This is a genomic window from Pseudomonas sp. B34(2017) (assembly GCF_002112915.1).
GTDB classification, from domain to species: Bacteria; Pseudomonadota; Gammaproteobacteria; order Pseudomonadales; family Pseudomonadaceae; genus Aquipseudomonas; species Aquipseudomonas pharyngis.
In genome coordinates this window covers 343347-357615 of record NZ_NEJA01000004.1, presented here as the reverse complement: position 1 = coordinate 357615, position 14269 = coordinate 343347, and the positions used below count along the sequence as shown (strand labels likewise).

The 14269-nt window shown below is 61.3% G+C and carries 17 protein-coding genes; 8 read left to right on the top strand and 9 right to left on the bottom strand.

Annotated features, from left to right (window positions below):
• The first annotated feature begins 369 nt into the window (after positions 1-369).
• The 6 genes from CAF80_RS15085 (at position 370) to cysG (ending at position 7889) form a co-directional block, all read left to right on the top strand.
• Positions 370-2778, top strand: a complete 2409-nt coding sequence (locus tag CAF80_RS15085) for a DNA translocase FtsK (protein ID WP_011334945.1) — start codon at positions 370-372, stop codon at positions 2776-2778.
• Between the two features lie 78 nt (positions 2779-2856).
• Positions 2857-3477, top strand: coding sequence for an outer membrane lipoprotein chaperone LolA (gene lolA / locus CAF80_RS15080; protein WP_011334944.1), 621 nt, complete (start codon positions 2857-2859; stop codon positions 3475-3477).
• A gap of 24 nt (positions 3478-3501) precedes the next feature.
• Positions 3502-4824, top strand: coding sequence for a replication-associated recombination protein A (locus CAF80_RS15075; protein ID WP_007958186.1), 1323 nt, complete (start codon positions 3502-3504; stop codon positions 4822-4824).
• On the top strand, positions 4824-5198 hold the full coding sequence (crcB, locus tag CAF80_RS15070; RefSeq protein WP_007958188.1) for a fluoride efflux transporter CrcB: 375 nt from the start codon (positions 4824-4826) through the stop codon (positions 5196-5198). Before CAF80_RS15075 ends, crcB begins: the two co-directional genes overlap by 1 nt.
• Before the next feature lie 15 nt (positions 5199-5213).
• A complete protein-coding gene (serS, locus tag CAF80_RS15065) occupies positions 5214-6494 on the top strand; it encodes a serine--tRNA ligase (protein ID WP_074688938.1) in 1281 nt (426 codons plus the stop codon).
• On the top strand, positions 6495-7889 hold the full coding sequence (cysG, locus tag CAF80_RS15060; protein ID WP_074688936.1) for a siroheme synthase CysG: 1395 nt from the start codon (positions 6495-6497) through the stop codon (positions 7887-7889).
• A 45-nt stretch (positions 7890-7934) separates the two neighbouring features.
• Here cysG and CAF80_RS15055 read toward each other — a convergent pair whose 3' ends face one another.
• From CAF80_RS15055 to CAF80_RS15020, 8 genes are all read right to left on the bottom strand, one after another.
• The gene (locus tag CAF80_RS15055; RefSeq protein WP_085667538.1) at positions 7935-8936 is read right to left on the bottom strand and encodes a glutathione S-transferase family protein; all 1002 of its coding nucleotides are present in this window, start codon (positions 8934-8936) and stop codon (positions 7935-7937) included.
• Positions 8937-9028: 92 nt separating this feature from the next.
• Positions 9029-10030 carry a glycosyl transferase family protein gene (locus CAF80_RS15050; protein ID WP_074688932.1) on the bottom strand — a complete coding sequence of 334 codons (1002 nt, stop codon included), beginning with the start codon at positions 10028-10030 and terminating at the stop codon, positions 9029-9031.
• Positions 10027-10362: a TusE/DsrC/DsvC family sulfur relay protein gene (locus CAF80_RS15045; protein ID WP_039767398.1), complete on the bottom strand. Its 336-nt coding sequence runs from the start codon at positions 10360-10362 to the stop codon at positions 10027-10029. The genes CAF80_RS15050 and CAF80_RS15045 overlap by 4 nt, the downstream gene beginning before the upstream one ends.
• Complete coding sequence (gene tusB, locus CAF80_RS15040) at positions 10359-10652, bottom strand: sulfurtransferase complex subunit TusB (RefSeq protein ID WP_039767396.1); 294 nt, start codon at positions 10650-10652, stop codon at positions 10359-10361. The genes CAF80_RS15045 and tusB overlap by 4 nt, the downstream gene beginning before the upstream one ends.
• Positions 10652-11008, bottom strand: a complete 357-nt coding sequence (tusC, locus tag CAF80_RS15035; RefSeq protein ID WP_085667539.1) for a sulfurtransferase complex subunit TusC — start codon at positions 11006-11008, stop codon at positions 10652-10654. The genes tusB and tusC overlap by 1 nt, the downstream gene beginning before the upstream one ends.
• 1 nt (position 11009) lies before the next feature.
• Positions 11010-11402: a sulfurtransferase complex subunit TusD gene (tusD, locus tag CAF80_RS15030; protein ID WP_074689306.1), complete on the bottom strand. Its 393-nt coding sequence runs from the start codon at positions 11400-11402 to the stop codon at positions 11010-11012.
• 100 nt (positions 11403-11502) lie between these two features.
• Positions 11503-12204, bottom strand: a complete 702-nt coding sequence (locus CAF80_RS15025) for a YoaK family protein (RefSeq protein ID WP_074688930.1) — start codon at positions 12202-12204, stop codon at positions 11503-11505.
• A gap of 24 nt (positions 12205-12228) precedes the next feature.
• Positions 12229-12558, bottom strand: a complete 330-nt coding sequence (locus CAF80_RS15020; RefSeq protein ID WP_064597709.1) for a DUF6388 family protein — start codon at positions 12556-12558, stop codon at positions 12229-12231.
• 135 nt (positions 12559-12693) lie between these two features.
• On the opposite strand from CAF80_RS15020, the gene CAF80_RS15015 reads away from it, so the two are divergent.
• On the top strand, positions 12694-13044 hold the full coding sequence (locus CAF80_RS15015; protein WP_074688928.1) for a hypothetical protein: 351 nt from the start codon (positions 12694-12696) through the stop codon (positions 13042-13044).
• Positions 13045-13105: 61 nt separating this feature from the next.
• Here the strand turns inward: CAF80_RS15015 and CAF80_RS15010 are convergent, their stop codons facing one another.
• Entirely contained in the window at positions 13106-13531 is a 426-nt protein-coding gene (locus CAF80_RS15010; protein ID WP_074688926.1) for an N-acetyltransferase, read from the bottom strand.
• A 137-nt stretch (positions 13532-13668) separates the two neighbouring features.
• Between CAF80_RS15010 and CAF80_RS15005 the strand changes: the two genes are divergently transcribed.
• Positions 13669-14106, top strand: a complete 438-nt coding sequence (locus CAF80_RS15005; RefSeq protein ID WP_039767386.1) for a hemerythrin domain-containing protein — start codon at positions 13669-13671, stop codon at positions 14104-14106.
• Positions 14107-14269 lie beyond the last annotated feature (163 nt).

Here is a 14269-nt window from a genome sequence, read left to right as displayed (position 1 = left end):
GCGGGCAAGGTTGCCGATGCCAATGTGTGGCACTCAGGGGAGATGAGGCGCGAATGCTTCGCTACGTTCATCAAATACACCTCATAAGCCTTTGTCACAAAAGACAATGCATGCTCAAATTGAACGCCGGGTGTTGTGCGTTTGGCTATGCTTGAACCAGAGACCTGGAAGCATGGCATCGAACGCGCAAACCCGTACAATGCCGGGCTGTTACAGAATATTCGCCGCGTGCCGTGTTTATAAAAGGCGGGGCGCAGTGTTAAAAGTAGTCTCCGTTGCGCCCGTCAATTTTTTTACCTGCCTGGATTGGGCAGTTTTTTATCGTCATTCAATAGATGGACGCGCCTCTGGCGCAGGAAAAGAAGCGTTTTGAAGAAATCCACGGAAGCACCAAAAACAGTCGTTCCGCTATGGCGTCAACAGCTGCACTACCGGCTCAAGGAAGGTGCATTGATCGCCATCGGCGCCTTGTGCCTGTTCCTGATGATGGCCTTGCTGACTTACGGCAAGGACGATCCGGGCTGGAGCCACAACAGCAAGATCGACGACGTGCAGAACTTCGGCGGCCCTGCCGGTTCCTACAGCGCCGACATCCTGTTCATGGTGCTGGGTTACTTCGCGTACATATTCCCGTTGCTGCTGGCGATCAAGGCGTATCAGATCTTCCGTCAGCGTCACGAGCCGTGGCAGTGGAGCGGCTGGCTGTTTTCCTGGCGCCTGATCGGTCTGGTGTTTCTGGTGTTGTCCGGCGCTGCGCTGGCGCACATTCATTTCCATGCAGCCACCGGATTGCCGGCCGGCGCGGGTGGTGCGCTGGGTGAAAGCCTCGGTGATCTGGCCCGCAACGCCCTGAACATTCAGGGCAGCACGTTGCTGTTCATCGCACTGTTCCTGTTCGGCCTGACGGTGTTCACCGACCTGTCGTGGTTCAAGGTGATGGACATCACTGGCAAGATCACGCTTGACCTGTTCGAACTGTTCCAGGGCGCGCTAAACCGCTGGTGGTCGGCTCGTACCGAGCGCAAGCAACTGGTCGCGCAGCTGCGTGAAGTCGACGATCGCGTGCATGACGTGGTTGCACCGACGGTCACCGACAAACGCGAACAGGCCAAGGTCAAGGAACGTCTGATCGAGCGCGAACAGGCCCTGAGCAAGCACATGTCCGAGCGTGAGAAACAGGTGCCGCCGGTCATCGCCCCGGCCCCGGTCAAGGCGCCGGAGCCAAGCAAGCGCGTGCAGAAAGAGAAGCAGGTGCCGTTGTTCGTCGACAGCGCCGTGGAAGGCACCTTGCCACCGATCTCGATTCTCGATCCTGCGGAAAAGAAACAACTCAACTATTCGCCCGAATCCCTGGCGGCGGTCGGCCATTTGCTGGAGATCAAACTCAAGGAATTCGGCGTCGAAGTCACCGTGGATTCGATCCATCCGGGCCCGGTCATTACCCGTTACGAAATCCAGCCTGCTGCGGGCGTGAAGGTCAGCCGTATCGCCAACCTGGCGAAAGACCTTGCACGTTCGCTGGCCGTGACCAGTGTGCGGGTGGTGGAAGTGATTCCGGGCAAGACCACGGTCGGCATCGAAATTCCCAACGAAGACCGGCAGATCGTGCGCTTCTCTGAAGTGCTGTCGACCCCTGAGTACGACAACTTCAAATCGCCGGTCACCCTGGCCCTGGGCCACGACATCGGCGGCAAACCGGTCATCACTGACCTCGCGAAGATGCCGCACCTGCTGGTGGCCGGTACTACCGGTTCCGGTAAGTCGGTGGGCGTGAACGCGATGATCCTGTCGATCCTGTTCAAGTCTGGCCCGGACGACGCCAAGCTGATCATGATCGACCCGAAAATGCTCGAGCTGTCGATCTACGAAGGCATCCCGCACCTGTTGTGCCCGGTCGTGACCGACATGAAAGACGCCGCCAACGCCCTGCGCTGGAGCGTGGCCGAGATGGAGCGTCGCTACAAGCTGATGGCGAAGATGGGCGTGCGAAACCTGTCCGGCTTCAACGCCAAGGTCAAGGAAGCCCAAGACGCCGGCGAGCCGCTGAGCGATCCGCTGTACAAACGCGAAAGCATCCACGACGAAGCACCGCTGTTGCAGAAGCTGCCGACCATCGTCGTGGTCGTGGACGAATTCGCCGACATGATGATGATCGTCGGCAAGAAGGTAGAAGAATTGATCGCCCGTATCGCCCAGAAGGCGCGTGCGGCCGGTATCCACCTGATTCTTGCGACCCAGCGGCCATCGGTGGACGTGATCACCGGTCTGATCAAGGCGAACATCCCGACGCGGATGGCGTTCCAGGTATCGAGCAAGATCGACTCCCGGACCATCATCGACCAGGGCGGCGCCGAGCAACTGCTCGGCCACGGTGACATGCTCTACATGCCGCCGGGCACCAGCCTGCCGATCCGGGTTCACGGCGCATTCGTGTCCGACGATGAAGTTCACCGGGTGGTTGAAGCCTGGAAACTGCGCGGCGCGCCGGAATACAACGACGACATCCTCAACGGTGTCGAAGAGGCGGGCAGTGGTTTCGAAGGCAGCAGCGGCGGCGGTGACGGCGACGATCCGGAAGCCGACGCGCTGTACGACGAAGCCGTGCAGTTCGTGCTGGAAAGCCGTCGCGCCTCCATCTCCGCTGTACAGCGCAAGCTGAAGATCGGCTACAACCGTGCCGCGCGCATGATCGAAGCCATGGAAATGGCCGGGGTCGTGACGTCGATGAACACCAACGGTTCCCGCGAAGTCCTGGCCCCTGGCCCGGTACGCGACTGATTCGATACCCTGATCCAAATGCAATGGGCGGTGCATGAAGCGCCGTCCACTTTCCCACGAGTATTCAAGAGGACTCCCATGCGTCTTATCCGCATGTTGCTGCCGGTACTGGCTCTGACCACCCTCACGGCTCACGCCGATGACAAGGATGTGGCTCGCCTGACCCAATTGCTCGAAACATCCAAGACCCTGACCGCCAATTTTTCCCAGCTGACCCTCGACGGCAGCGGCACCCAGTTGCAGGAAACCACCGGCGACATGACCCTGCAGCGTCCGGGCCTGTTCTACTGGCACACCAATGCGCCAGCCGAGCAGACCATGGTGTCCGACGGCAAGAAAGTCACGCTGTGGGACCCGGACCTGGAGCAGGCCACTATCAAGAAGCTCGATGAGCGCCTGACCCAGACCCCGGCGCTGTTGCTGTCTGGCGACGTATCGAAGATCAGCCAGAGCTTTGACATCACCGCGAAAGAGGCCGGTGGCGTGATCGACTTCACCCTGAAGCCGAAAACCAAGGACACGCTGTTCGACAGTCTGCGCCTGTCGTTCCGCAACGGTCTGGTCAATGACATGCAACTGATCGACAGCGTCGGCCAGCGCACCAACATCCTGTTTACCGGTGTGAAGGCCAACGAAGCGGTCCCGGCCTCGAAATTCAAGTTCGACATCCCCAAGGGTGCCGATGTGATCCAGGAATAAACACAGAGGTTTCAACGGTACGTGATGGATCTGTTTCGCAGTGCACCGATTGCCCAGCCACTGGCCGCCCGTTTGCGGGCGACCAATCTGGATGAGTACGTCGGTCAGGAACACGTGCTCGCTCGCGGCAAGCCTCTGCGCGAGGCGCTGGAGCAGGGTGCCCTGCATTCGATGATCTTCTGGGGCCCGCCGGGCGTGGGCAAAACCACGTTGGCGCGGTTGCTGGCGGAAGTCTCGGATGCGCACTTCGAAACGGTTTCGGCGGTGCTGGCCGGGGTCAAGGAGATCCGTCAGGCGGTGGAAATCGCCAAGCAGCAGGCCGGCCAGTACGGCAAGCGCACGATCCTGTTTGTCGATGAAGTGCACCGCTTCAACAAGTCTCAACAGGACGCCTTCCTGCCGTACGTTGAAGACGGCACCCTGATCTTCATTGGCGCCACCACCGAAAACCCTTCGTTCGAACTGAACAACGCATTGCTGTCGCGCGCGCGGGTCTACGTACTCAAGAGCCTCGACGAAGCGGCGTTGCGCAAGTTGGTGCACCGCGCGCTGACTGAAGAGCGTGGCCTGGGCAAGCGACATCTGACCCTCAGTGATGAAGGCTTCCAGATGCTGCTGTCCGCCGCCGACGGCGATGGCCGGCGTCTGCTGAACCTGCTGGAAAACGCCTCGGACCTGGCCGAAGACAATAGCGAGATGGGCACCGAGCTGCTGCAAAGCCTGCTCGGCGACACTCGCCGGCGTTTCGACAAGGGCGGCGAAGCGTTCTACGACCAGATTTCTGCGCTGCACAAATCGGTGCGCGGTTCCAATCCGGACGGCGCGCTGTACTGGTTTGCGCGAATGATCGACGGCGGCTGCGATCCGCTGTACCTGGCCCGGCGGGTGGTGCGCATGGCCAGCGAAGACATCGGCAACGCCGATCCTCGCGCCCTGAGCCTGTGCCTGGCGGCGTGGGAAGTGCAGGAACGCCTCGGCAGCCCGGAAGGTGAGTTGGCAGTGGCGCAGGCCATCACCTATCTGGCCTGTGCGCCGAAAAGCAACGCCGTGTACATGGGCTTCAAGACTGCGCTACGCGCCGCCGCCGAACACGGCTCGCTGGAGGTGCCGCTGCACCTGCGCAATGCGCCGACCAAATTGATGAAGCAATTGGGCTACGGCGACGAATACCGTTATGCCCACGACGAACCGGACGCTTACGCTGCCGGCGAAGACTATTTCCCGGAAGAACTCGACCCGATTCCGTTCTACCAACCGGTGCCCCGTGGCCTGGAATTAAAGATCGGCGAAAAGCTCAACCACCTCGCCCAACTTGATCGTTTAAGCCCCCGGCAGCGGAGAAAATAGTGGTTCCATTGATTGTTGCAGTCTCCGTCGGCGGGATTGCCGGCACTTTGTTGCGCTTCGCTACCGGCAATTGGGTCAACGCCAATTGGCCGCGGCACTTCTATACCGCGACGCTGGCCGTTAATATCGTGGGCTGTCTGCTGATTGGCGTGTTGTACGGCCTGTTTTTGATACGCCCGGAAGTACCGATCGAGGTACGTGCCGGGTTGATGGTCGGCTTCCTCGGGGGGCTGACGACATTTTCATCCTTTTCACTGGATACGGTGCGCCTGCTGGAAAGCGGGCAAGTGCCGCTGGCCCTGGGCTATGCGGCCATCAGCGTATTCGGCGGGCTGCTCGCGACCTGGGCTGGCCTGTCCCTGACCAAACTTTGATAACGAGAAACCGAGATGCTCGATTCCAAACTGTTACGTAGCAACCTCCAGGACGTAGCGGACCGCCTGGCTTCCCGTGGCTTTGCCCTGGATGTCGCGCGCATCGAAGCGCTGGAAGAACAGCGCAAGACCGTCCAGACCCGCACCGAAGCACTGCAGGCTGAGCGTAACGCGCGTTCCAAATCCATCGGTCAGGCCAAGCAGCGCGGCGAAGACATTGCGCCGCTGATGGCGGACGTCGAGCGCATGGCGGGCGAACTGAGCGCCGGTAAAGTCGAGCTCGACGCGATCCAGACCGAACTGGATTCGATCCTGCTGGGTATTCCGAACCTGCCGCACGAATCGGTACCGGTTGGCGAAGACGAGGACGGCAACGTCGAAGTGCGTCGCTGGGGCACGCCGACCGCCTTCGATTTCCCGGTTCAGGACCACGTGGCTCTGGGCGAGAAGTTCGGCTGGCTCGACTTCGAAACCGCCGCCAAGCTGTCCGGCGCACGTTTCGCCCTGCTGCGCGGCCCGATTGCCCGTCTGCACCGCGCACTGGCGCAGTTCATGATCAACCTGCACGTCACCGAGCATGGCTACGAAGAGGCTTACACGCCTTATCTGGTTCAGGCCCCGGCGCTGCAAGGCACCGGTCAACTGCCGAAGTTCGAAGAGGACCTGTTCAAGATCGCGCGCGAAGGCGAAGCCGATCTGTACCTGATCCCGACCGCCGAAGTGTCGCTGACCAACATCGTGGCCGGTGAAATCGTCGATTCGAAACAGCTGCCGATCAAGTTCGTTGCCCACACTCCGTGCTTCCGCAGCGAAGCCGGCGCGTCGGGTCGTGACACTCGCGGCATGATCCGTCAGCACCAGTTCGACAAGGTCGAGATGGTCCAGATCGTCGAGCCGTCGAAATCGATGGAAGCGCTCGAGAGCCTGACCGCCAATGCCGAGAAAGTCCTGCAACTGCTGGAGCTGCCTTACCGCACCCTGGCGCTGTGCACTGGCGACATGGGCTTCAGCGCAGTCAAGACGTACGACCTGGAAGTGTGGATTCCGAGCCAGGACAAATACCGCGAAATCTCGTCGTGCTCCAACTGCGGCGATTTCCAGGCCCGCCGCATGCAGGCGCGTTTCCGCAACCCGGAAACCGGCAAGCCTGAGCTGGTGCACACCTTGAACGGTTCCGGTCTGGCGGTCGGACGTACCCTGGTGGCCGTGCTGGAAAACTACCAGCAGGCCGACGGTTCGATCCGTGTGCCGGACGTGCTGAAGCCGTACATGGGTGGCCTTGAGGTCATCGGCTAAATGAAATATCTGCCGCTGTTTCACAACCTGCGCGGCAGTCGTGTGTTGGTCGTCGGTGGGGGGGAGATTGCCTTGCGCAAATCCCGCCTGCTGGCCGATGCCGGTGCGCTGCTGCGGGTGGTCGCACCTGAAATCGAAGCGCAACTGCGCGAACTGGTCGCCGCCAGCGGTGGCGAATGCCTGCTGCGTGGCTACGCCGAAACGGATCTGGACGGTTGCGGGCTGATCATTGCCGCCACCGACGACGAAGCGTTGAACGCGCAAGTTTCCGCCGATGCCCATCGGCGCTGCGTGCCGGTCAACGTAGTCGATGCGCCGGCGCTGTGTAGCGTGATCTTTCCGGCAATCGTCGATCGTTCACCGCTGATCATCGCGGTCTCCAGCGGCGGCGATGCGCCGGTGCTGGCCCGGCTGATCCGCGCCAAGATCGAAACCTGGATTCCTTCGACCTACGGCCATCTGGCCGGTCTGGCCGCGCGGTTTCGCGATCAGGTCAAAGGCCTGTTTCCCGATGTGCAGCAACGTCGCGGTTTTTGGGAAGACGTGTTCCAGGGGCCGATCGCCGACCGGCAACTGGCAGGACAGGGCGCCGAAGCCGAACGTTTGCTGCAAGCCAAGATTGACGGCGAAGCCATGGTTACGACCGGTGAGGTGTATCTGGTGGGCGCAGGGCCGGGTGATCCGGATCTGCTGACCTTCCGCGCCTTGCGCCTGATGCAGCAAGCCGATGTGGTGCTGTACGACCGCTTGGTGGCTCCGGCGATTCTTGAGCTGTGCCGCCGCGATGCCGAGCGTGTCTACGTCGGCAAACGTCGCGCCGATCACGCCGTGCCGCAGGATCAGATCAACCAGCAACTGGTGGATCTGGCCAAGGCCGGCAAGCGTGTGGTGCGGTTGAAGGGCGGGGATCCGTTCATCTTCGGCCGTGGCGGCGAAGAGATCGAGGAACTGGCGGCCCACGGCATCCCGTTCCAGGTGGTGCCGGGGATCACGGCGGCCAGCGGTTGCGCGGCATATGCCGGGATTCCGCTGACTCATCGCGACTACGCTCAGTCGGTGCGTTTCGTCACCGGGCACTTGAAGGACGGTTCGACCGATCTGCCGTGGTCGGACCTCGTCGCGCCGGCTCAGACGCTGGTGTTCTACATGGGGTTGGTGGGATTGCCGATCATCTGCGAGCAGTTGATCAAGCATGGTCGTGCGGCCGATACCCCGGCAGCGCTGATCCAGCAGGGCACCACGGTCAATCAGCGGGTCTTCACCGGCACGCTGGCCGATCTGCCGCGGCTGGTGGCGGAGCATGAAGTGCATGCGCCGACGCTGGTGATCGTCGGCGAAGTGGTGCAATTGCGCGAGAAACTGGCGTGGTTCGAGGGCGCTCAGGGTCAAATCTGACGACTCTGAAAGGATCGTTCCCACGCGGTGGGAACGATCCTGCTCTCAACCTCTGCGCCAAACCCCTTTCCCGCCCAACCGGTCCCGGTCATGGGCAACAGTGAAATCCTGCTTCGGCCCCTTCGGCACAACCCCGGTCGGGTTGATGGTCTTGTGGCTGCCGTAGTAGTGGTTCTTGATGTGCTGGAAATCCACGGTCTCGGCAACGCCCGGCCACTGGTACATCTCCCGCAGCCAGTTCGACAGATTCGGATAATCGCTGATCCGCCGCAGATTGCATTTGAAGTGCCCGTGGTACACCGCGTCGAAACGAATCAGTGTGGTGAACAAGCGCACGTCCGCCTCGGTCAGGTATTCGCCCGTCAGATAACGGTTGGCGCCCAGCACCTGCTCCAGATGATCCAGTTCGGCAAATACATCATCGAACGCTTCTTCATAGGCCTTCTGTGAGGTGGCGAACCCGGCGCGGTACACGCCGTTGTTCACGGCAGGGTAGATCCGCTCGTTCAGCGAATCGATCTCACTGCGTAATGGCGCCGGATAGAAGTCCAGATCGTTGCCGGTCAAGTCATCGAAGGCGCTGTTGAACATGCGGATGATCTCCGCCGATTCGTTGCTGACGATGCGCTTGAGCTTTTTGTCCCACAGCACCGGCACGGTGACGCGGCCGGTGTAGTCGGCGGTGTCGGCGGTGTAGCGCTGGTGCATGAAATCGAAATGGTCGAGTTTGTCGCCGGTCGAACCGAGGTTCTGATCGAAGGTCCAGCCGTTTTCCAGCATCAGCCAGCTGACGACGGAAACGTCGATCAGGCTTTCCAGGCCTTTGAGCTTGCGCAGGATCAGCGTGCGATGGGCCCACGGACAGGCGAGGGAAACGTAAAGGTGATAACGCCCGGCTTCGGCGGCAAAACCGCCTTCACCGCTCGGGCCCGGCTCGCCATTGCGAGTGACCCAATTGCGGCGCTGCGCCTGTTCGCGCTGGAACGCGCCGTCCTTGCTGCTTTCGTACCACTTGTCCTGCCAGCGGCCGTCGACGAGTAAACCCATGATCAAGACTCCAGAAACCAATAATTCGTTGGAGTTGAGTCTATTCCGATGAGTTCGAACAAAAAGCGCAAAGATCGGGCGTTAATGATCGGTTAAATCGATTTATCCCGCGCGGCCCAGTATTGCTCCGCGGTTTCAAAAGCCTGTTCACGGCTTTGGCCGAGGCCGCGCAGCGCCAACGCCATGGTCGAGATCAACGCCATTTGCGGGTAACTGTCGACCACATCGCCGCGCCAAACGGCCTTCAAATGCTCGATATCCAGCGACGCCGGTTTGACGTGACGCTGCGCCGACAGCTGCGGCCATTCCTCGTCCCAGCTCTCGCCGCCGGTGGTGCCGTACAAGTGGCTGTCGGCATCCGGGTTGATCTCGATCTCGCCGCCGTCGCCCTTGATCACGATCGCCGTGTCGCCGAGCAGGCCGCTGGCATCGCGGTGCACCGCCTGATAGCCGGGGTGGAAAATACTCTGCAGGCCGCAACGCGCGCCCAGCGGATTGAGAATCCGCGCCAGTGAGTGAATCGGCGAGCGCAGGCCGAGGGTGTTGCGCAGGTCGATCATCCGTTGCAATTGCGGCGCCCAGTCCACCAGCGGCATGAACGCCAGACCACCGTTGTCCAGCGCCGCGCCGACTTGTTGCCAGTTGCGGCACAGCGGAATGTTCAGCTCACCGAGCAATTGTTCGGAGTACAAGCGCCCGGCGGTGTGTGCGCCGCCGCCGTGCATGAAAATGCGCAGGCCGTTCTGCGCCAGGCACTTGGCGGCCAACAGATACCACGGCAGGTGACGCTTCTTGCCGGCGTAAGTCGGCCAGTCCAGATCGACGTTCAGCGCCGGGGCCTGCAAGCGCTCGCGCAGGGCCTCGGTGAAACCGGCCATCTCCTCGGCGCTTTCTTCCTTGTGCCGCAGCAACATCAGGAACGCGCCGAGCTGGGTTTCTTCGACCGCTTCGTCGAGGACCATGCCCATGGCTTGCCGGGCTTCCTCGCGGGTCAGGTCGCGGGCACCGCGCTTGCCCTTGCCGAGGATGCGCACGAACTGGGCGAATGGATGCTCGGCGGGCGTTTCGAGGGTCAGCGCTGGATAGTCGGTCATAGGCAATTCGTCGGTTTGGGCAGGCCCGCCAGTTTCGCGGCGAGTTTGGCAGGGGTGCCTTTGAACAGTCGGTTCAGGTGCAGGCTGTTGCCTTTCTCCGCGCCGAGCTTGAGTGCGGTGTACTTGATCAGCGGCCGGGTGGCCGGTGACAGCTGGAATTCGGCGTAGAAGCTGCGCAGCAATTCGAGGACTTCCCAGTGTTCCGGGCTCAGTTCGATATCTTCGGCAGCGGCGAGGGCGCTGGCGACTTCGGCCGACCAGTCGTTGAGGTCGACCAGAAAGCCGTCCTTGTCCAGTTCAATGGCGCGGGCGCCGATGGTCAACGCATTCATAGCCAGCTGTTGACCTTGTCGTGGTGGATCGACAGCTCGACGAAGGCCGGATAATCGATGGCTTCGGCCCAGTCCGGAACCTGCACGGCACGGGCTTGCGCGTCTTCGGCCAGCACGAACAATTTCACCTGACGTATTTCCAGCGCACTGAACGGCGCGGTGCCAGGCTGCAGCGCATAAACGGCATCGCCAGACAGCAACAGTGCATCGGCAGAACCGAGCAGGCGCAGGCAACTGGTCAGGCGTTCGTCGCCGAACGGGGAGTGGGACAACACATGCAAAGTCGACATCAGAGGGTGATCACCTGGTCGTAACGGTCAATGAGGGCGGTGATTTGCTCGGCGGCCAAAGGCTGCGCCTCGTCCAGCGAACGATCGCCGAGGCCGCGAATACTGGCGCTGTCGGCGCAGTAGAACAGCTCTTCGACGCCGAACATCGGCAGCGCTTGCAGGTTGGCGCTCAGGTCTTTCTGCTGCAGTGCCTTGGCGTTTTGCCCGGCCGCCAGTTGCAACACGCCGTCGTCGAGAAACAGCAGACCGATCGGCAGATCGAAGGCGCCGCCGGCCAGCACGATGTCCAGCGCTTCGCGGGCGCCGGGACCGGACCACGGCGATTGACGGCTGATAATCAGAAGGGATTTGGCCATGTCATGCGCCTCCGAAACAGATGAGGCGGTCGGCATCCTGCACCGCGTCATGCAACTGACCGAGGCCGGACAATTCCCACGGCGCGCTGACGGCCACGGCATCACGCTGATAACGCCCGGCTTCCTCGGCATTCAACACGCCACGGCGCAGGGCGGCGGCGATGCACACCACGCCATCGAGGTTCTGTTCGCTGATGAAGGTTCGCCACTGTTTGGGCAGGTCCAGTTCGTCCTGCGGCGTGACCACGGCGTCGGACGCGTTGTGGACCCCGTCCTGATAGAAAAACAGCCGGACAATCTCATGCCCGCCGGCCAGCGCAGCCTGGGCGAACAGCAGGGCGCGGCGCGAGGAGGGCGCATGGGCGGCGGAAAACAGCGCAATGGCGAACTTCATGACGGACTCGATCAGCAAAACTGCGGCCATGATAAAGCTTTCTCGGCGGGGCGGCGAAGTGGATGTTTCCCGCGCCCGTCTCGATACGAGCAGGCGTCCGTCAGCGCGGCATGTAGCCCAGCTGCCAGCGCCGCGGAATTTTCAGGGTCAGCAGCCCCAGTACGGCGGCGAACATACCGCTGACCAACATGGCCTTGAGTCCCAGATGATGTTCCAGCGCTGCCCCCAGAATGGCGCCGACCAGCATTCCGCTCCACGGCACCAGTTGCACCCGCCAGCCGCTTCGCCGTTCGCCGAGCACCCAGCGGCCCAATCCACGGCCGAATCGGGACAGGGCGCCGGTGACGTACGTCAGCCCGACCGGCAGGCCGTTCACTTCTTCCACCGCCGCGTTGAGCATGCCCATCGCAATGATCGCCGCCAGCAGGGCCGGCAGTTGCGTGTCAAAGGGCCAGGCTGCCAAGCAGAGCAGAGCGGCGATGGACAACAACAAGGGCAGCGCCCGCCGACCACCCAGTCGGCTGACCACAACCCCGAGTGCATTACCGACAATGAACGTCGCGACCAGCAGGATCAGCCTTAATGTCAGTCCGCTGTCGCCATCACTGATCGCCACCGCCAGCCGCGTGGTGTTGCCGCTCATAAAGGAAACGAAATCGCCGCTGGCCATGAAGCCGATGGCGTCGGTCATGCCGGCCAGTACCGACAGGCTGGCAACCAGCGCCAGGCCCACACGGCCGCGCCATTTCTGTATGTGAAGATGTCCGGGGCTGGCGCGGTGGGTCGAGGTGGAAGGCAGCATCGAGGCAGCGTCCTTGAGCGGGGTTTACGGTTCTATGCCATACAGATCGCAATATTCCAGCCAGTCCATCCCGGCCATTTCCGCCACTTCACGATGCACTTCCAGGCGTTGCGCCTGATACTCCTCGGGCGTCGCGGCGGTGAGCTGCAACGTCAGTTCCCAGGCAAACAAACCTTGGCTTTCGGCCTCGGCTTCGAAGGCTTCGTGCAGGCGTTCTTCGCGGTACTGCGCCGGAGTTTCGCCCTTGGCTTGGGCCAGCAGCGGGTTGAGGTGGTCGAGGGCTTCGCGCAGCTCGGGGCGTGCATCGAGAAACAGTTTCAAGGCTTGTTCGTGTCGCTGGTCAGTAGGCGCCATGGGCTTTCCTTGTGAGGCTGGTCACCGTTAATGTGCCGCAGGCGCCGGCATGTGTCGCGTTTTAAATGCAGTAAAGCAGAACGATTTTTGCCGGTGCGGTGATACAGTCCGCTTTTTTCCGAATGAGCGAATGCAATGCGAATGCTGATGGTGGCACTGGCGGCAGCCCTGCTGGCCGGTTGCGCGGGTTCGGCGATGGAAGACGCCCGCACGCAAACCCCTTACAAGACCCTGAATTCGGACAAACCCGAAAAAGTCGTGGCCCAGTGCGTGCAATTTGCCTGGCAGGACGAAGCGGTGTTCGGCGTGGACGCGGCGGCGTATCTGCAACCGGGCAAGAAGGGCGGTTCCACGGTCTATACGCGCTCGGCGGAGTCGTTTGTCGACTTGAGCACGGATGCGTCCGGCACGGTGCTGAATTATTACGCGCAGAAGGATGATTTTGTGGCCAAGCGCCGCTTGGCGGCGCTGGCGACCTGTCTGTAACGGGCGGCTGGATGCGTTGATTTTGCGACCCTCACCAGCCTGCGGGCGAGGGTCGCTGAAATCAATCAATCAAGCGTTTCTGGAAGAAATGCCGCTTGTGCCCCAGCGGATAATCCACAATCTCGCCACACTCGCTATAACCCAGTTTTTTGTAGAACCCGGGCGCCTGAAAATCAAAGGTATCGAGCCAGATCCCCACGCAGTCTTTTTCCCGGGCGAATTCCTCGACCATGTTCATCAGCTTCGAGCCGATGCCCTGTCCCCGGCCTTGTTCCGGCACCGCCAGCAACTCGATAAACAGCCATCGATAGAACGTGTGCCCATAGAGGCCACCGAGGATCGCGTCGTTGTCGTCGCGCACCAGCAGCGCGACCGGTTCGTACAGCGACGGCCCGGCCTTGGCAATGTTGTAGGCACGCAGCGGCGCCAGGATGGCCGCGCGCTGTTCTTCGGTGGGGTCCTGCGACAGCTCGATCCGCAACGTCATGTTGTCTTCCTTGTAGTAATGAATCGGCAGCCTATCGCGCCACAGCCGATTGAAGCAATCGCTTGGAACCGTCGCTCCTGCGCCGCGGTCTAGCCCTTCAGGGCGTCCATCCGGTACGCGTTTGCCTGGGAGATTCCATGAACATTTTCGAAGCCCTGCGTGAAAGCCACGATCGTCAGCGGACCTACGCGAAATCGTTGATCAAGACCAGCGGTGACACCCCGGAAAGGGTTGAGGCCTACAAACAGCTGAAAGCTGAGCTGCAGGCCCACGAAACCGCCGAAGAGCGCCACTTCTATATCCCGTTGATGGAGATCGACAAGGGTGTCGACCTCAGTCGCCATGCCATTGCCGAACACCATGAAATGGACGAGATGATGGAAGAGCTCGACGAGACCGACATGTCCAGCCCGGCCTGGCTGGCGATGGCAAAAAAGCTCGCGGATAAGGTCCATCACCACTTGCAGGAGGAAGAGCAGAAATTCTTCCAGATGGCCGGCAAGCTGCTCGACGACAAGCAAAAGGAACAGCTCGCCGGGCAGTATGAAAAGGAGTTCAGAGCGCAGCTTCCCTGAACCGGTGAACGCAGGTGTTTGTAATGACGCGGTGTAGTCTTTTTGCCATGCGTTGAGTGAGCGTCGTCGCAATGAGCTGTGTTTATATACAGTGTTTTCGGCATTTTTGAAGTTTCGCCGAGGCCGACTGCGACAAAACCGCCGATGGACAAAAAATCCCCCT